Source organism: Chryseobacterium binzhouense (assembly GCF_007474545.1).
Taxonomy (GTDB): Bacteria; Bacteroidota; Bacteroidia; order Flavobacteriales; family Weeksellaceae; genus Chryseobacterium; species Chryseobacterium binzhouense.
Genome location: NZ_VKOG01000006.1, coordinates 173,395 through 192,021, shown reverse-complemented (window position 1 = coordinate 192,021; position 18,627 = coordinate 173,395). Strand labels below are relative to the sequence as shown.

Below are 18,627 nucleotides of genomic sequence, written 5' to 3'. Positions count from 1 at the left end.
GCGACAAGCGGGAGAGTAGGTCGCCGCCAGTTTTTATTCAAAAGTCTCATACAGTATTTGTATGAGACTTTTTTTATGCCCTTTTTTTTCCTTTTCTTTTTGCTTCCTGCTTCCTGCTTTATTCTTTTTGCTTCTTTCTTTTTTCTTTTCAAAACTGTTTTAACCAGCAGGATACTGCCGGAAACGGATTACACACCTTCCAAAAGTTTAAACCAAGATTTAATGAAGCTTAAGAAGCTTAGTGAGTTTAATGGAAAACCTTTTAATCAGAGTGAAGTTACTATCACAAAACTTTACCACCTCAGACTTTTATGTATTACACCTAATCTGAATATATTAATGCAAAATCAAGATTATGTCGTAATTAACTAAAATTAAATATAATTGTCATAGATATTATATCATTGATTAAAGTTTATAAATTTGTAAATTTGCAGCATGATTAAAATTGGCAATATAGAACTGCCCGAATTCCCATTACTTTTAGCACCAATGGAAGATGTAAGTGATCCTCCATACAGACGATTGTGTAAAATGCATGGTGCAGATCTTATGTATTCTGAATTCATTTCTTCTGAAGGATTGATTCGCGATGCAATAAAAAGTAGAAAAAAACTTGATATTTTTGATTATGAACGCCCAGTTGGTATTCAGATTTTTGGTGGAGATGAAGAGGCTATGGCTATGTCTGCAAGAATTGTGGAAACCGTAAATCCGGATCTTGTAGATATCAATTTCGGATGCCCTGTAAAAAAAGTTGTTTGCAAAGGTGCCGGAGCAGGTGTATTAAAGGATATTGACCTTATGGTAAGACTCACTAAGGCTGTGGTGAATTCTACAAGTCTTCCAGTAACTGTAAAAACTCGTTTAGGCTGGGACAGTCATTCAATTAATATTGATGAAGTTGCGGAAAGGCTTCAGGAAACAGGAATTAAAGCTTTAACAATACATGCCAGAACAAGAGCGCAGATGTATAAGGGCGAAGCGGATTGGGAACACATTTCACGTATAAAGCAAAATCCGAATATTGAAATACCCATTTTTGGTAATGGAGATATAGATTCTCCAGAAAAAGCATTAGAATATAAAAATAAATATGCTTGTGATGGAATTATGATAGGAAGAGCAGCCATTGGATATCCATGGATATTTAATGAAATTAAACATTTTTTTGCAACAGGAGAACATCTGGATCCGCCTACAGTTGCTGACAGGTTACTTGCCGTAAGACAGCATGCCGAATGGAGTGCCGAATGGAAAGGAGAAAGATTAGGACTGGTTGAAATGAGACAGCATTACAGTAATTACTTCCGGGGTGTTCCTCATTTTAAAGATTTCAGAAAGAAATTTCTGGAAGTGTTTACGTTGGAAGAAATGGATGCTGTAATTGAAGAAACACAGGATTTTTACAAAGAATATCAGGCACAAATATAAAAGACAACCCATCATTTTCGATGGGTTGTTTTACTAGTAATCTTTTTCTGAGGAAGTAGTGTCAGACAATAAGCCTAGAGCAGAAGAAGTACCAATTCGTTTTACGCCCAGCTTAATCATTTTTTCTGCATCTTCTTTCGTTCTTACTCCACCGGCTGCTTTTACAGGCAGTTTGCCCGCATTTTTAAGCATTATCTTGATTCCTTCGAAAGTTGCTCCATTGGGTTTATTGTCGTTTGTCTCAAAAAAGCCTGTTGAAGATTTTATAAATATTTTTTCTAAATAATTTTCGGGAAAATTAGTTTCAGCCCACTCAGATATTTTTTTTGTAAGATCAGCAATTTGTTCATTGCTTAAAGCCGCAATCTCAATGATCCATTTAGCTATTTTAGTATGTTTAAAGCATAACTGAGTGCAGGTAATAAATTCATTTTCTACACTACTAATATCTCCATTAAGATGCGCTCTGTAATTGATGACAAAATCCAATTCATCAGCACCATTTTCAATTGCTTTCGTAGCTTCAGCCAATTTTTCTTCCATTGGACTGTTTCCTTCATGAAAGCCGATTACAGTACCTACAACCACTTCCGAATGTTTTTCTTTAATCATTTTTTTTACCTCAGCAACATAATCAGGTCTTATCATCACTGCAAAAATGTGATGATTAATAGCCTCCTGTGTAAGCCGTTGTACTTGCCTTAAGGTTTCATCTTCTGAAAGTCCAGACTGATTGGGAGTTTTTAAATACGTAGAGTCTAAATACTGAGCAATATTCATATGATTAAACTTTGAGTTGTCGGTAAATACCTTGCTCCAAAGATATGAAAGTTTCCGTTCTTGTTACACCTTTCATTTTCTGTAAAACTCTTAAAATTTCCATAAGGTGATCGTTATCCTTACACAGCACTTTAAGGAAAATAGTGTAATTACCTGTTGTGTAATGTGCTTCTACAACTTCATTCACCTCTTTCAAAGCTTTTACAACATTAGAATAATAGCTGGGTTGATCCAGAAACATTCCTATGTAGCATACAACTTTATAACCAATCATTCTGGGGTTTAGAATAGAAATCGCATTTTCAATTACACCGGCGAGTTCAAGTTTTTTAATTCTTTGATGTACTGCAGTGGTAGAAATCCCTACTTGTTTAGATATATAAGCCAATGAACTTTTAGAATTGTCCATCAGCATATAAATTATCTCTTTATCAAGAGGATCCAGTTCGTAAGTAGTTGTGCTTGTGTTTTTCATATTTATTTTTTATCTCAAGTTTTCTTTAATTGTTACTAAAACAGGATAATGATCACTGAATCCTCCCAAATATCTTGTTCCGGCAAATGTTCGGAAAGGTCTTTGATCTGATCCTTTTATTTTAACGCTAATATTTTCGGAGTTAAAGACAGTTGCTTTTTCAAATCTTAAGGAAGAATTGTCCTCAAAAAAGGAATCTGACAGTAAAATTTGATCAAACAGCAATCCCGATTTATAATGAAAGTTAGAATATTGCCTGCTTGAATACAGCTTTTGAAAAGGATTATGCATTATTCTGTTTTGATTCTCGTCATACAGGAATTTGATCAGGTTTTCTTCGTCCGGATTTTGGTTAAAATCACCACAAACTACTACTTTTTCCTGATCAGAACGGATAATATTCAGCACTCTGTTTTTTACTTCATTGATAATAAAAGTACGTTTCGGAAGGTTGATGTCTTTTTCCCTTTTAGAAGGTAGGTGAGCTACAAAAACATTGATTATTTCATTTTTAAATTTCAGCTTTGCAAAAAGCACGTCTCTTGTAGTGTCGTAATTGTCGGGCTTATGATCTACAATTTCGAAGAAAAAAGTAATTGCTTCAGAATCTAAAATTTCAATTTTTGAGTGATCGAAGAGTAAAGCAACATCCACTCTTCTTTCGTCCAGAGAGTTGTAATGTACAATGCCATAACGGGAACTGAAAGGCTCAAGTTTTACCAAATCTTCCAAAACTTGTTTTCCGGAAATTTCGCAAAGACCAATAATGCACGGAAGCGTTCCGTGCTCTTCTTTTATAAGGCGAAATACATGAGCTATTTTGGATAGTTTTATCCTGTATTTTCTTTCATCCCAGTTTCTTAAGCCCGAAATGGTAGGATCAAGTCTGTGAACCGGAGCGGGATCAGGAAGGAATAGATTTTCAACATTATAAAAAGCAAAAAGTTCCATCCTCTTATTTTCGAATTACGGTCATTATTTAGTTGAATAAATTTATTAAAAAAATCATTTACAAACTAATGATCTTATAGTTTTGTACAAGAAATTTTTATTTACTCTTTCAATAATCAATCAAAAGTGAAGTTGCCGCTAAAAACTTATGATCAGGAGTGAAAAATGGTTTTAAATTAAGTAGGATTTATAATGATAAAAACATATCATAAAAGATCTGGTCTTTTTTCAGTGGTAATTTTTACAGCCTGCTCATGTCTCCATTCTTCAATTTTTGCAAAATTTCCGCTCAGAAGAATTTTCGGTACTTCCAGTCCTTTGTAAGATTCAGGACGTGTATAGATTGGCGGAGACAGGAGATCATCCTGAAAACTGTCTGTAAGTGCGCTTTGCTCATCATTCAAAACTCCAGGAACCAGTCGGATAATAGAATCAGCTAAAACACAAGCTGCTAATTCTCCACCTGTAAGAACAAAATCTCCAATAGAAATTTCTTTAGTAATATGAAGATCTCTTACGCGCTGGTCAATTCCTTTATAGTGACCGCACAAGAAAATAAGATTTTTTTTGATGGATAGCGAGTTAGCCATTTTTTGATTTAAAGTTTCGCCATCCGGAGTAAGATAGATGATCTCATCATAATTACGCTGAGATTTAAGCTCAGAAATACACTTGTCTAAAGGCTCTACCATCATTACCATTCCTGCGCCGCCACCATAAGGTTCATCATCAATTTGCCTGTGTTTGTTGACCGACCAGTCTCTTAACTGATGAAAATGTACTTCTACAATTCCTTTATCTACTGCTCTTTTCAAAATAGAAGTTTTAAACGGACTTTCCATAAGTTCAGGAAGTACGCTTATGATATCAATTCTCATTGCTGTGTGCTGTTTTTCTTGTTTGGGGCAATTATTAAACGTAATGAAGAATCTTTATTAAAATAGCTCCACATCCAGTTAAAAAATATTGCCAGTTTATTTCGGACGCTCAAAATAAGCATTAAATGAAGAAACATCCAAAAATACCATGCGAAAAGTCCCTGAAATTTTATAAAAGGTAAATCTACAACGGCTCTGTGTTTTCCTATTGTCGCCAGAGAACCCTGATCTTTATATTCATATTCTACCCATTCGGACTTGTTTTTCCGGAGGAAATTTCTTCCTAAATTTTTGGCCTGATTGATGGCTACATTGGCAACCTGCGGATGACCCTGTGGATATTTTGGGGTTTCCATGTAAGCAATATCACCTATGGCATAGATATTATCGTAACCTTTCACTTTGTTAAAGCGGTCTACAATATACCGGTTTCTTATAAGATTTTCGGCGGGAAAACCATCAATCACATTTCCTGTAACTCCTGCTGCCCAGATGACATTGTTAGAAGGGATCTCTTTACCGCTTCTTAGGTAAACTTTGTCACCATCATAGTCGGTTACTACTTCACCGCTCATGAATTTTACACCAAGTTCTTTTAGATACTGTTCGGATTTGTCCTGCGCTTCCTTGCTCATCACCGCCAAAGGCTTTTCAGTAGAGCTTACCAGAATAATTTCCAACTGATTAAAATTCATGTAAGGATAATCACGCGGAAGAATTTCTTTTTTCATCTCAGAAAAAGCTCCTGCTAATTCTACGCCGGTAGGTCCGCTTCCTACGATGACAATATTCCAGTTTCCGTCATCGCTGCGGCTTTTTTCGAGAATAAGCTTTTCAAAAGTCATCAGCACATGATTTCTGATGCCGATCGCCTCCTGTGTATTTTTCATACCGAAAGCTTTAGTTTCTAATTCTTTGTTGCCGAAAAAATTGGTTTTACATCCTGTAGCAATGATTAGTTTGTCGTAAGTAAATTCGGCGTCATCTGTGATAACTTTATTTTGTGATGGAATTATTTCTTTTACTTCCGTTAAGCGGAATTGAGTATTTCTGGACTGCTGAAAAATTTTTCTGAAAGGAAAAGAAATGTTGGACGGCTCAATTCTTCCGCAGGCAACCTGATAAAAAAGAGGCTGAAACATGTGATGATTCACTTTATCCAGCACAATTACTTTTTTATTTTTATTGTTGAGAGATTTAGCAAGCTGAAGTCCGGCGAAGCCTCCGCCAATGATAATAATCTTTTCCCGTGTCTCCATAGTAAACAAATTTACTGATTTTATTTAGTATTTTAGGAGCTTAAAAGCTAGTTTTGTAAAACTTTATGAGCTCTGGAAAATACACCAAAAAAACTGCCAAAAAAATACATAAAAAGAGATGGAGAAACTATTTTCTCCGTCGAAGAATTTTATTGTTTATTCTTATTGTTGCTCTTATCGGAACCGGTTTTTACCTGAAACAGTCTATTTCTTATTACTATGCCCTGTATTTTAATAAATTTACTCATAAGAAACTTCAAAACAGTGAAAGCGAAACCTTGAGAATTCAGAAAATACTTTCGGATAATCTTGATAAAACTTTCGGATTTGATATTTCACATTATCAGAATAAAGAAGACATACAATGGGACAGCCTGAGCATAGGCAACAAAACCATTCCTCTAGAGTTTGTGGTGATGAGGGCTACGATGGGAAACCGCAATGCAGATAAAAATTTTGATGAGTTTTGGGAGTCAGCGAAAAAACACAACCTGATTCGAGGGGCGTATCATTTTTACAGAGCAGATGAAGATCCGGTAATTCAGGCTAATAATTTTCTGGAAAATGTAAAACTGGAAAGCGGAGATCTGCCTCCTGTTTTGGATATTGAAAAAATTCCGAGAAAAAAATCCAAACAAAAACTGATCGAAGATTTAAAAGTCTGGTGTAAAATTGTGGAGGAAACATACGGCAAAAAACCGATTGTTTACACTTATTATCATTATTATAAAGATTTTCTGAAAGGCGAATTTGATGGTTATCCAATCTGGCTTGCCAATTACAATGATGTTCCGGAACCTTCTCCTGAAGATCAATGGCATTTTTGGCAGTTTACTGAAAATGGAATTGTCTACGGAATCAATTCTAAAATAGATCTCAATATTTACAATGGTGGAATCTGGTCGCTGAAAAGTCTGACGTTGGATTGATTTAAATTATTAAAATTAAATCAATCTAAATGCTTGTCAACACCCTGATAACCATAGTAGTCATACATGTAAATACCTAATAACAACGCAAATAAGACAGATAATACTGTTGCGATAAAAACAGCTATGTTATTTCTGCTTTTTTTGGTGAATAGCTTTATGAAACCATAAGAAATAAAAATAAGTCCGAGTAAAAAAATATAAAACATTCTACCCGAATATATCATTTGCAATCCCCATAGAATTCCACCAATAATCCCGCCAAGTAAACCACCAAACACGCTTCCAACGATCGTACCTGAATTTATTGATATATCATTTTTTTGTTCTTCAAGGAAATTAAATCTTTGGTTTACTACTTCATCAATTTCTTCCTGAGATAATGTAGACGAGGATAGTCGCATAGAAATATCATTTATTGTCATTCCTTCATCATACATTTTTTTTATTTCTTCAGTAAGTTTAGATTTTTCATTTTGCTTTTCTATACTTGCGGTATTTCTACTTTGAATCAGATCTATTCCACCTTTTTCATTAATCACTATTTCAAGAGCTTTTTTTGCATCTTCAGTATATCCAGATTTGTTGTTATAAATATGAATCAACTCGCTGTCTGTATATTGGGATTATCGTTTAATCAATTCTTCAAACATATTAGTTATTTTATTTTAAAAATATCAAAAAAACCTTCCAATCGGAAGGTTTTATTATATATCTAAATTGAAATTAGTTAGACAAAGAAGCTGCGTGAATTAACATATCAACCAATTTGTTTGAATAACCCATTTCGTTGTCATACCAAGAAACCAATTTCACAAAGTTTGGAGAAAGCATGATTCCTGCATCTTTATCGAAGATAGAAGTTCTCTTATCGCCTACGAAGTCCTGAGAAACCACTGCATCTTCAGTATATCCAAGAATACCTTTCAATTCACCTTCAGAAGCAGCCTTAATTACTGAACAGATTTCTTCATAAGAAGCAGACTTTTCGATTCTTACTGTTAAATCTACTACAGAAACGTCAACAGTTGGTACTCTGAAAGACATACCCGTTAGTTTTCCGTTCAATGAAGGGATTACTTTTCCTACTGCTTTTGCAGCACCTGTAGAAGAAGGAATAATATTATTTAAAGCAGCTCTACCACCTCTCCAGTCTTTCATTGAAGGACCGTCAACAGTTTTCTGAGTTGCCGTTGTAGCATGTACTGTAGTCATCAAACCTTCTACGATTCCGAAGTTATCGTGGATAACTTTAGCCAAAGGAGCTAAACAGTTGGTTGTACAAGAAGCATTGGATAAGATTTTTACATCATCAGTCAATTCAGTGTGGTTTACACCCATTACAAACATTGGTGTATCATCTTTGGAAGGAGCAGAAAGAATTACTTTCTTTGCACCTGCCGTAATATGTTTTGCGGCGCTTTCTTTATCTAAAAACAAACCGGTAGATTCTACGATATACTCAGCACCGATTTCGTCCCACTTTAGGTTGCTTGGGTCTTTTTCAGCAGTTACTCTGATTTTTTTCCCATTTACGACAAGGTCGTTACCATCTACAGATACTTCTCCAGGGAAAATTCCGTGTACAGAATCATATTTAAGCATATAAGCCATGTATTCTGCATTGATAAGATCGTTGATCCCTACAACTTCAATGTTGTCTCTCTCTGTCATTGCTCTGAAAACAAGACGACCGATTCTACCAAACCCGTTAATACCTACTTTAATTGTTGACATAGTGTTTTGATTTTTAAAAATTATATTAAATATTAGATTGCTAAAATTTCTGAAATCAGCAAAAGATCTTTATTGATTTCGTTATGCTTTTTGATGGCTTCTTCAATAGGAGTATACACAATATCATTAGATCGCATTCCTGCCATTACATTGTTTTGTCCGTCCATCAATCCTACTACTGCACCGTAGCCCAATCTGCTTGCCAAAACTCTGTCTGCACAGCTTGGTGAGCCACCTCTTTGGATGTGTCCTAAAATCGCTACGCGAATATCATAGTCCGGAAATTCTGTTTTAGTCTGCTCTGCCAATTCATAAATATTAGCCAGCTTTTCGCCTTCTGCCACAACAACGATGCTTGATGCTTTACCTGTTTTTTCAGCATTTCTGAAAGTAGCAAAAAGCTCATCCATACTATCCTTTCTTTCAGGGATCAAAATATCTAAAGCACCTGTTGCCAAACCGCTATTTAACGCAATAAAGCCTGCATCACGCCCCATTACTTCAACAAAGAATACCCTGTTGTGAGAAGTTGCCGTATCACGGATTTTGTCTATAGCATCCATTGCGGTATTCAGAGCCGTATCATAGCCAATAGTGTTATCTGTTCCGAAAATATCATTATCAATAGTTCCCGGTACCCCGATTACACGAATTCCGAATTCTTCGTTGAAGATCTTTGCTCCGGTAAAAGTTCCGTCTCCGCCAATACACACCAAAGCATCAATTCCATATTTTACGCAATTGTCATAAGCTTTCTGGCGACCCTCTTTGGTCATAAATTCTTTGGAACGGGCAGATTTCAGAATAGTTCCGCCTTGGTTGATTATATTTTTTACAGAACGAGGTCCCATCTTAAGGAAATCATCATTAATAAGACCGTTGTAGCCTTCTCTCACTCCGTAACATTCGATGTTATAATAATTAGCAGTTCTTACAACTGCTCTTAATGCTGCATTCATACCCGGAGAGTCGCCTCCTGAAGTAAAAACTGCAATTTTTTTTACAGCACTTTCTCTCATTTGTTAAAAAATTTCAATCACAAATTTACAAAAACAAGTTCAGATAACAGCAGTATGTTTCGTATTAATCTCCCGGCTCATAATCCAAAGGCAGCAGTTTATCTATTTTATCTGTAGAAAAGCTTCCCTGGTTCATCAGTCCGGCAGGATCTGAAGTATTCCCGTTGTTATAAATCTCAGAAACATCACCGTTGGAATGAAGATAAGAAGTCTGCTTGATGGGATATCCATCTTTTATATAACCGTCTTTTTTAAGTACATAACGGTATTTGTAATAGTTTACCTGAAGAATATCGTTGAAATCAAGCAGGAGTACACCGTCAGTTTTCTTTGTGTAATCTGAATCAGGAATATTCATTTTATTGATTACTGTTCTGTACGGCATTTCATTGCTCTTTCTTCTGCTGATATCCTGTATATCTTCAGGAAATGATATTGTTTCAGTGGTTTTTACATTCTTTAGGAAATTTTTAAGGCGCTCCAGTTCATCGTCTGTAGGATAATTATCATTAGGGATTTTGCTTAATGCATTTACAGTATAACCTTCTTCCTTAGTATTTCCTTTATAAACACTTCTGAAAAAATGAACCTGACTTCCGTAAAAAGCATTGAGCCTGTTAAGTTTTATTTTATCAGAGCTTTTGGTTTCTTTAAAGAATGATGTTCCAATGAAAAGGGTGGTCTTGTTTTCAAAATCTGCTTTAAACTCCTGAAGGTTATAATCAATAGTGTATCCCAGTTTTTTGTTTTCGATAATTAAGGTTTGCGGAGCTTTTACACGCAAAACTTTATTCTCTTTATCATAGGAAAATTTCAGGGAGCGTTGATTTTTTATTTTTACATTTTCTCTGTCTTCCCCGATAAACGCACTTAAAAAATAATTGATGTAATTTTTGTATGCTTTTTCTGTAAACGGAATAATTTTCAGCTCTTCAATTTCCTGTACTCTTAGAAGAACCACTTTCAGTGTTTTATTGGCTACTTCTGAACTGTTGATTCTGAAAGTCTCATAATAATCTTTCTGAAAAACAATTGTATTGTTGTTTTTTGAAGGCAAAGCCAGACTGAAGCTTCCGTCTTGTGCAGAAATGGTTCCTGTTGTGGTTCCGTCAAGATAGATGTTGACATTAGCAATAGGTTTTTCAAGGTCATTGACAACTTTTCCTTTGATGATCTGTGCAGACAGGAAAGGGAAAGTAGAAAATAAAATTAGTAGTAGGAAATGTTTCATCATATCACAATATTACTAAATTTTTAGTGATAAAAAAATTACATACTATTGAAGTTTTCAAATAAAAAAGGTTCAGATTATAGTATAATCCGAACCTTTCCGATTAAAAAAAACATTTAATGAAAATGCCATTTTTGGCTTAAATTATTTGATTATGCTTTTACAAACTGTAATTCACCTGCAATTTTCACATCTTCACCTACCATTACACCTCCTGCTTCCAGAGCTGCATTCCAGTTAAGTCCAAAATCTTTTCTGTTGATTTTCCCTTCAAAAGAAAATCCGGCCTTAGTATTTCCCCAAGGATCTACATTGATTCCTCCAAAATCAACGTCCAGAGTGATCGGTTTTGTAATGCCGTTTACCGTAATATTTCCGGTGACAGAACTATTTAAAGAGTCAGCTTCAAAAGTAATCTTAGGATTAGCTTCTGCATTAAAAAACTCAGCAGATTTCAAATGGTTGTCTCTGTCCGTATTATTAGTGAAAATTGAATCCACATCAATAGTCGCAGTTGTTTTAGCATTCTGGAAAGAATCATCTTCCGCTTCAATTTCTGCGTTGAATGTTCTGAAGCTTCCTTTAATGTTTGAAATCATCATGTGCTTTACTTTAAAAGTGATTTCGCTGTGAGCTGGGTCTAAATTCCATTTTGTTGCCATTGTAGTATTTTTTGTTGTTAATTATAATGCAAATCTACCGCAAGATTGATACCTAAAACATTGATTTAGGATAAGAAAAACGATTAGCTTTTAGAATGATGATAAAATTTGCGATTATTTTTATTGTGCAGCTATTCCGGCTATCCGCTCATACTCCTCGCTCGGTCGGCTCCGCTTTGCTTCGTTCGCTCAAAAAAGGATGCCGCTCCAATGGGGCTGTAAAAGATGTAATAAATACATTTTCAGACATCATTTTCATGGGCGATAATTCTATTTTGCGGTCATCACCTCACATTTATTTCTTATTTTTGACAGATTCAAGTTTATACAATGAAATTACATCAGTTTTCTTTATTAATGGTAGTTTTGGGCGGAACTGCTTTAGCGCAGACTCAGAAATTTACCATGGCTGAAGCGGTAAACGGGATGAGAAGTAACTTAGCAGTGAAAAATATTTCTCAGTTTTCGTGGTCAGCTGACAGCAAATCATACATTCAGGGAGTAAAAGGCGGGTATTTAATTACTGATCTTAAGACCAACAAGCAGGATACTTTGATTTCGCTTTATCAGGTCAATAAAAATTTTCCCGATAAAAAGCTGAAAGGACTTCCTCCTGTGAAATTTATCAGCAGCAGCAATGCTTATTTTACGGCAAATAATCAGATGTTCTGGGTAGAAAAATCTGGAAGCGAGTGGAAAATAAAGAAAAATTATACTCTTGATCCTGAAACTGCCAATGTAAAAACTTTAGCAGATAATCAGACGATTGTTTATACTGTAAAAAACAATCTTTTTATCAATAAAAATGGTAAAGTTACTGCCATTACAAAAGATTCAGATGAAAATATTGTCAATGGACAGGCGGTGCACAGAAATGAATTCGGAATCAATGAAGGGATCTTTGCTTCTCCAAACTCAGAAAATATTGCATTTTACAGGATGGATCAAACCATGGTTGCAGACTATCCTGTAATAGACTGGTCTGTAACACCTGCAGAAAATCATAATATTAAATACCCGATGCCGGGAAAAACTTCCCATGAGGTAACTTTAGGTGTTTACAATATTAAAAGCCAAAACACCACTTTTCTTAACATTGATGGAGAAAAAGATCAGTATTTAACTGCCGTAACGTGGAGTCCCGATTCTAAATATATTTTTGTGGGAGTTCTCAACAGAGGTCAGAATCATCTGAAAATGAATCAGTATGATGCTGTGACGGGAAATCTGGTAAGAACACTTTTTGAAGAAACCAATGATAAATATGTAGAACCGCAGCATCCGCTGATGTTTTTCCCAAACTCAAACACAGATTTTATCTGGCAAAGTCAAAGAACGGGCTACAATCATTTATTTCATTACAGCCTGGAAAAAGGTCTGATTGCTCAGATCACAAAAGGCGACTGGCTGGTTACAGATGTATTGGGTTTTAATGATAAGAAAAAAGAAATTTATTATGTTTCTACTCAGGAGACGCCTTTGGAAAGACATATTTACAGAATCAACTGGAATACTTTTAAAACGCAAAGGATAGATAATGCTGAAGGAATGCATTCCGCAGTTTTGAGTAATGACGGGAATCATTTATATGATACTTACAGCAATGCAAATACTCCGAGAGTTGCCAATATCATCAATACGGCTAATTTAAAATCTACCAATATTCTGACTGCGGAAAATACCTTAAAAAATTATCTGCGTCCTGACATTAAAGATGTTACCCTGAAAGCAGATGACGGAACATTATTGTATGGCAAGATGATTCTTCCGACAAATTTTGATCCCAATAAAAAATATCCTACCATTGTTTATTTGTATAACGGACCGCATTTGCAGATTGTTACCAATTCTTTTCCGGCATCAGGAAATCTTTGGTATGAATATATGGCTCAGAATGGTTACATCATCTTTACGATGGACGGGAGAGGTTCTTCCAACAGGGGATTAAAATTTGAGCAGGCAGTTTTCAGAAATTTGGGGACTACTGAAATGAATGATCAGATGCAGGGCGTAAAATATTTAAAATCCCTGCCTTATGTAGATTCTGAAAGAATGGGAATTCACGGCTGGAGTTTCGGAGGATTTATGACGACAAGCTTTATGCTCCGTCATCCGGAAGTTTTCAAAGCAGGAGTTGCGGGCGGACCGGTTATCGACTGGAAAATGTACGAAACCATGTATACCGAAAGATATATGGATACACCTGAAGAAAATCCGCAAGGTTATAAAACTGCCAATCTCCTTGATAAAGTTCAAAATCTGAAAGGTAAGCTATTAATGATACACGGAGCGCAGGATGATGTGGTTGTTTGGCAGCATTCTGTAAAATTCTTAAAATCTGCCGTTGATAACGGAGTTCAGATAGATTATTTTGTTTATCCGGGACATCCGCATAATGTGGTGGGTAAAGATAGAGTGCATTTGATGCAGAAAGTAACAGATTATTTTGATCTTTATCTTAAAAAATAAAATTAAATCCGGTCTACAAGCCGGATTTTTGTTGTTTTAAAAACAAATTCTATGATATTAATATGAAGAACACAAAAATATTTGCTATGCCTTTTGTAAGCGTTTATCCACATTATATTGCAAAGGCTGAGAAAAAGGGAAAAACAAAGGAAGAAGTTCATCAGATTATTTTCTGGCTAACAGGGTATGATGAGGAGGGTCTGAAAAAAGTTTTGGATCAAAAAACAGATTTTACCAGTTTTTTTGCTGAAGCACCGAGAATGAATCCGAATGCGGAAATGATCAAAGGAGTGATCTGCGGGTACAGAGTTGAAGAAATTGATGATGAACTGATGCGTAACATCAGGTATTTGGATAAGTTGATTGACGAGCTTGCCAAAGGAAAGAAAATGGAAAAAATTCTACGTCATTAGACGTTTTTAAAAACAGAATAACTCATCTGAAATTTGAACTTCCGGATTTATTAATTTGATGGTCATTATAAAAATAATTTAAAATATATTAGATAATATTTTATCTTTATTTAAAAATTTAGCCATTATATTTTTGATAATTAAATAAGATATAAAAAAACTGATTGTCCGCTTTTTATCATATTAGAAAAAATATTTGTGCTCCTTTTCGTTAAAAAAGCATTATGATTAATAACGGATATTCATTTAAAAAAAACTATAAACGTTAGATACATGAAAAAACATTTACTATTTATACTTTCAGCAGGGATGTTTTCTGCACAGACAACAATCACAAAAGCTTTTCATGATCCCGTAATCGGTGATGTGGTAAACAATGTAAACGTTAACGGAACCGTAAACAATTCAGCGACAGGCAATAATACAACATTTAACAATGTTGGTCTTACAGCTGGTGCTGCGTCAGTATCCAGTTATGTTGCTCCCACGGCTTCTGAAATATCTACCTTTCCAGGAACTACAATCAAGATGACAGGTAACGGAAGTACAGCATATTACAAAGCTACTGCATCAAAGCTGGAAATTACAGGACTGGTAACACCTGATGCAACCCTTAATTTTATTACAAACAACGGCACTTACATCAGTTACCCCGCTGCTTTTGGGTATTCGGAAAACGATACTGCAGCAGGAACATTCACTTCTTCATCCGGATCCGGAAATTTCACCGGAACTATTGCTATTACTGCAGATGCAGCAGGCACTCTTTTAATAGGTTCCAAAACATACGGCAATGTTCTGAGGATAAAATCTGTTCAGAATCTTAATCTTACCATTTTTGGTTTTCCTGTTGGTTCGGTTTCCAATACTTCTTATGCTTATTATGATAATCTTCACAAATTTCCTTTACTGAATACAACTACAGCGGTGATTACTTTTCAGGGGAACCCGCAGACAACTAACAGTGCACAGGCTTTAAATGAAACATTCTTATCGGTTTCAGATGTGAATCTGAAAGAAAAAATAAGCATTTATCCTAATCCGGCTAAAAACTTCATCAGTATGAAAGGTGATGTACCCGAAGGTTCGGTCATCAATATTTATAGCCTGGAAGGAAAACTTGTGAAAACAATCCGTTATAAATCGGGTAATATTGATATTTCTGACCTGCCTGTCTCTTCTTATTTTATTGAAGTTTCAGATTCGAAAAAAACAGAAAAAACTAAATTTATAAAAAATTGATCTATAAAAATTATAGCCGTTCGTTTTTAGAACGGTTTTTGTTTGCTTTAATATAACCACCTTATACACCAATCACAATGAAAAAACTATTACTTTTAATTTCAGCATTTTGTATGTCTGAAATTTCTGCACAGGATAGTATTTTGGGCAGCTCTGTTCAGAATTCTATCCCTGAAGATAAGATGAACATCATCAAAACCAATGTTACGGGATTTGCTTTCAGAAACATTAATCTTTCATACGAAAGATCCATCAACAGATGGTTTGCCGTAAATATAGGTTTCGGAACTGTTGCGGAAGGACGAGTACCTTTTATGAATGCTTTTCTGGATGAAAAAGATGAGCAAAACTTTCAGAATGTAAGGATTAAAGCGACCAATTTTACCATTGAGCCAAGATTTTACATTGGTGAAGGATATGGAAAAGGCTTTTATTTTGCTCCTTATTACAGGTATTCAAAAGTTTCTTCCAATACATTCGGCTTTACTTATGATTACAATGCATTGGGGACGGTATTTCCGATCCCTTTGAAAGGAAATGGAAACGCAAGCGGAAATAGCGGGGGATTGATGATCGGAGCTCAGTTTTTCCTTACCAGACAGCATAATTTTATTTTAGATTTCTGGATTGCGGGGGCACATTACGGCAAAGGAAAAGGAAATTTTGTTCTTACAGGTGATGTTGTAGTTCTTACCCCTGAAATGCAGGCTCAGCTAAAGCAGGAAATTGAAAATCTTGATATTCCTTTTGTAGATTATACCGTAGAAACCAATCCTTCAGGTGCCAAAATAAATATAGACGGACCTTGGGCGGGGTTTAGAACTGGTTTTTCTTTAGGATATCGTTTTTAGTTATACAAAAACAGCGGCTAAATTTCTTTACCGCTGTTTTTTTCTTAAGTATAGCACTCTCTGAATCTTGAAATCAGATTATCAAGAGTATGCCGCTGTACAAATACAGTTTTTACGTCGTCGTATCGTGGGGATTTGTAAAACACTTCATGGAAATCCATGCTGCCGTTTCCTACTTTCACGATCTTTTTTACTTCAATATTTAGCTTTTTAAGTTCTTCTTTAAAAACTGAAAATTCGTCTTGTGTAGTATTCATCTTATTATTTTGGTTTTAGTTAAAAATTGATATGCTTACATTGTATTACCCTTTGTAATATATGGTATAATGTAATTTTTGTTAAAATTACCGTATTTTTCCAGATAAAATGAGGGTATTGTAATGGTTTTAAGTATATGCAAAAGTTATACCTAAACAGGCTAATATTAACTAAATATTAACTGAATATCAATTTTACGTTACTGAGCGGACTTATTAACAAAAAAAAGTTTGAATCCGAGATTCAAACTTTAGTAGTATTTATGATATTTTTTCTATTTCTTTGCCTCTTCTTCAACTTCATGTCTCAATTGAGCTTTATATAGAGTTGAGTAATAGCCGTTTTTGTCTAACAATTCCAGATGTTTTCCTTCCTCAACAATTTTACCATGTTCCATGACGATAATTTTATCTGCTTTTTCTATTGTAGAAAGTCTGTGAGCGATAATAATGGAGGTTCTGTTTTGTGTGATTTTTTCCGTTGCACGCTGTATTAATTTCTCACTTTCATGGTCAATAGATGAGGTTGCCTCATCCAGAATTAATATTTTAGGATCAGAAAGATAAGCTCTGAGGAAAGACAGCAATTGTCTCTGTCCCAGTGAAATTGAAGACCCTCTTTCGCTTACTACATAATCGTAACTTCCCGGAAGCTGTTCAATAAAATGATCTACTTCAATTTCTTTAGCCGCAGCTTTTATTTTGTCTAAAGTAATTTCATCATCACCAAAAGCAAGGTTTTCGTAGATACTTCCATGGAAGAGAAATACATCCTGCAGAACGACACCAATATGACTTCTCAGATTATACAGCTCGTAATCTTTAAGCTCAATATCGTCAATTAGAATTTTTCCGGAATTGATGTCATATAATCTTGTGATTAAACTAATGATGGTAGATTTTCCTGCTCCGGTTGCACCTACGATAGCAACGGTTTCCCCGGGATTTACTGTAAAATCTATTCCTTTTAAAACCTCCTGTTTGTCATCGTAAGAAAAATGCACATTTTTAAAATCAATTTTTCCTGCAAAATGGTCTTTTTTCACCGTTCCGGTATTAGTCATGGCGTAATCTTCATCCATTATTCCTAAAACTCTTTCAGCTCCTACAATTCCGCGCTGAATGTTGTTGAAACGATCTGCAATCTGTCTCAAAGGACGGATAAGCATGGAAATAAATTGAATAAATGCAATTACAACCCCTGCACTGATGGTAATGTAACCACCGTAAAAAAGCACAAAACCAATAAACAGCGACGAAATAAGTTCCACAACAGGAAAAAACAGAGAAAAGATAAATACAGTACGCAATAAAGCGCTTTTCAGAGTAATATTAATATCGTCAAACTTTCTAAATTCTGATTCCTGTCTGTTAAAAACCTGTATAATAGACATTCCTGCTAATCGTTCCTGTACAAACGAGTTTTGTGTCGCAGTCCATGATCTTTCATCTCCAAAAGCTTTTTTAAGTCTTTTCTGAAAAAATCTTGTGATCACCACCATCAATGGTAAAATTGCCAAAGAAATATAGCTGAGGTGCACATCAACCTGAAACATCATAAATAATACGAAAGCAATTCTGAGTACATCACCGAAAACCATAAGGAATCCGTCTGTGTAAACGGTTGCAATAGTCTCAACATCACCTACGGCTCTGGTAACCAACTGCCCGATCGGAGTTTTATCAAAAAAAGCTGTCCTGAAATAAATCAGCTTATGATACAGCCTTTCACGGATGTCACGGATCACATTTTGAGAAATATAATTGGAAAAGTAAACCAGAAAGAAATTTAAAATAGTTTCGGCAAAAACCAATCCTACCAGCATATAAATATGCTTCATCATCAAAGCTTTATCTTTAAGCTTGGTGATGTCATTATCTACAATCTGCATTGTAAGATAGGGTCGGTAGGTAGAAACTACAGATAAAATAATAGAAATAATAAGGGTAATAATAAACCAGGACCGGAATTTCATTCCGATAAAAAAAAGCCGTTTAATAATCGCCCAAGTGTCTTGTTTTTTCATTGTACGAAGGTTC

The 18,627-nt window shown here is 35.1% G+C and carries 18 protein-coding genes; 6 read left to right on the top strand and 12 right to left on the bottom strand.

Annotation, left to right across the window (positions count from 1 at the left end; all coding sequences use genetic code 11):
• The first annotated feature begins 438 nt into the window (after positions 1-438).
• Positions 439-1,434 (top strand): tRNA dihydrouridine synthase DusB, encoded by a 996-nt coding sequence (dusB, locus tag FNE73_RS14495; RefSeq protein ID WP_143885279.1) that lies wholly within the window; start codon positions 439-441, stop codon positions 1,432-1,434.
• Positions 1,435-1,467: 33 nt separating this feature from the next.
• Here dusB and deoC read toward each other — a convergent pair whose 3' ends face one another.
• The 5 genes from deoC to FNE73_RS14470 all read right to left on the bottom strand — a co-directional run bounded on the left by deoC (position 1,468) and on the right by FNE73_RS14470 (position 5,777).
• Positions 1,468-2,214 (bottom strand): deoxyribose-phosphate aldolase, encoded by a 747-nt coding sequence (deoC, locus tag FNE73_RS14490; protein ID WP_143885278.1) that lies wholly within the window; start codon positions 2,212-2,214, stop codon positions 1,468-1,470.
• Between the two features lie 4 nt (positions 2,215-2,218).
• Positions 2,219-2,689, bottom strand: coding sequence for an Lrp/AsnC ligand binding domain-containing protein (locus FNE73_RS14485; RefSeq protein WP_143885277.1), 471 nt, complete (start codon positions 2,687-2,689; stop codon positions 2,219-2,221).
• Positions 2,690-2,698: 9 nt separating this feature from the next.
• A complete protein-coding gene (locus tag FNE73_RS14480; protein ID WP_143885276.1) occupies positions 2,699-3,640 on the bottom strand; it encodes an endonuclease/exonuclease/phosphatase family protein in 942 nt (313 codons plus the stop codon).
• A gap of 206 nt (positions 3,641-3,846) precedes the next feature.
• Positions 3,847-4,518 (bottom strand): tRNA (guanosine(37)-N1)-methyltransferase TrmD, encoded by a 672-nt coding sequence (trmD, locus tag FNE73_RS14475; protein ID WP_130914844.1) that lies wholly within the window; start codon positions 4,516-4,518, stop codon positions 3,847-3,849.
• Positions 4,515-5,777: an NAD(P)/FAD-dependent oxidoreductase gene (locus FNE73_RS14470; protein WP_143885275.1), complete on the bottom strand. Its 1,263-nt coding sequence runs from the start codon at positions 5,775-5,777 to the stop codon at positions 4,515-4,517. The genes trmD and FNE73_RS14470 overlap by 4 nt, the downstream gene beginning before the upstream one ends.
• Positions 5,778-5,842: 65 nt before the next feature.
• On the opposite strand from FNE73_RS14470, the gene FNE73_RS14465 reads away from it, so the two are divergent.
• On the top strand, positions 5,843-6,706 hold the full coding sequence (locus FNE73_RS14465) for a glycoside hydrolase family 25 protein (RefSeq protein ID WP_143885274.1): 864 nt from the start codon (positions 5,843-5,845) through the stop codon (positions 6,704-6,706).
• A 20-nt stretch (positions 6,707-6,726) separates the two neighbouring features.
• On the opposite strand, the gene FNE73_RS14460 is transcribed toward FNE73_RS14465, so the two are convergent.
• The 5 genes from FNE73_RS14460 to FNE73_RS14440 form a co-directional block, all read right to left on the bottom strand.
• On the bottom strand, positions 6,727-7,311 hold the full coding sequence (locus FNE73_RS14460) for a hypothetical protein (RefSeq protein ID WP_143885273.1): 585 nt from the start codon (positions 7,309-7,311) through the stop codon (positions 6,727-6,729).
• A 121-nt stretch (positions 7,312-7,432) separates the two neighbouring features.
• Entirely contained in the window at positions 7,433-8,443 is a 1,011-nt protein-coding gene (gene gap / locus FNE73_RS14455; RefSeq protein WP_143885272.1) for a type I glyceraldehyde-3-phosphate dehydrogenase, read from the bottom strand.
• Between the two features lie 32 nt (positions 8,444-8,475).
• Positions 8,476-9,462: a 6-phosphofructokinase gene (pfkA, locus tag FNE73_RS14450; RefSeq protein WP_143885271.1), complete on the bottom strand. Its 987-nt coding sequence runs from the start codon at positions 9,460-9,462 to the stop codon at positions 8,476-8,478.
• 64 nt (positions 9,463-9,526) lie between these two features.
• A complete protein-coding gene (locus FNE73_RS14445; protein ID WP_185147357.1) occupies positions 9,527-10,693 on the bottom strand; it encodes a carboxypeptidase-like regulatory domain-containing protein in 1,167 nt (388 codons plus the stop codon).
• 152 nt (positions 10,694-10,845) lie between these two features.
• Positions 10,846-11,355, bottom strand: coding sequence for a YceI family protein (locus FNE73_RS14440; protein ID WP_143885269.1), 510 nt, complete (start codon positions 11,353-11,355; stop codon positions 10,846-10,848).
• A 330-nt stretch (positions 11,356-11,685) separates the two neighbouring features.
• Here FNE73_RS14440 and FNE73_RS14435 point away from each other — a divergent pair, with 330 nt between their 5' ends.
• From FNE73_RS14435 to FNE73_RS14420, 4 genes are all read left to right on the top strand, one after another.
• On the top strand, positions 11,686-13,824 hold the full coding sequence (locus FNE73_RS14435) for a S9 family peptidase (protein ID WP_143885268.1): 2,139 nt from the start codon (positions 11,686-11,688) through the stop codon (positions 13,822-13,824).
• A gap of 62 nt (positions 13,825-13,886) precedes the next feature.
• Positions 13,887-14,237, top strand: coding sequence for a DUF2200 domain-containing protein (locus FNE73_RS14430; protein ID WP_143885267.1), 351 nt, complete (start codon positions 13,887-13,889; stop codon positions 14,235-14,237).
• 273 nt (positions 14,238-14,510) lie between these two features.
• The gene (locus FNE73_RS14425) at positions 14,511-15,479 is read left to right on the top strand and encodes a T9SS type A sorting domain-containing protein (protein WP_143885266.1); all 969 of its coding nucleotides are present in this window, start codon (positions 14,511-14,513) and stop codon (positions 15,477-15,479) included.
• Positions 15,480-15,556: 77 nt separating this feature from the next.
• Complete coding sequence (locus FNE73_RS14420) at positions 15,557-16,330, top strand: MATH domain-containing protein (protein ID WP_143885265.1); 774 nt, start codon at positions 15,557-15,559, stop codon at positions 16,328-16,330.
• A gap of 44 nt (positions 16,331-16,374) precedes the next feature.
• Here FNE73_RS14420 and FNE73_RS14415 read toward each other — a convergent pair whose 3' ends face one another.
• Positions 16,375-16,587: a hypothetical protein gene (locus tag FNE73_RS14415; protein ID WP_143885264.1), complete on the bottom strand. Its 213-nt coding sequence runs from the start codon at positions 16,585-16,587 to the stop codon at positions 16,375-16,377.
• Between the two features lie 275 nt (positions 16,588-16,862).
• Positions 16,863-18,614: an ABC transporter ATP-binding protein gene (locus FNE73_RS14410; protein ID WP_143885263.1), complete on the bottom strand. Its 1,752-nt coding sequence runs from the start codon at positions 18,612-18,614 to the stop codon at positions 16,863-16,865.
• Positions 18,615-18,627: the final 13 nt, after the last annotated feature.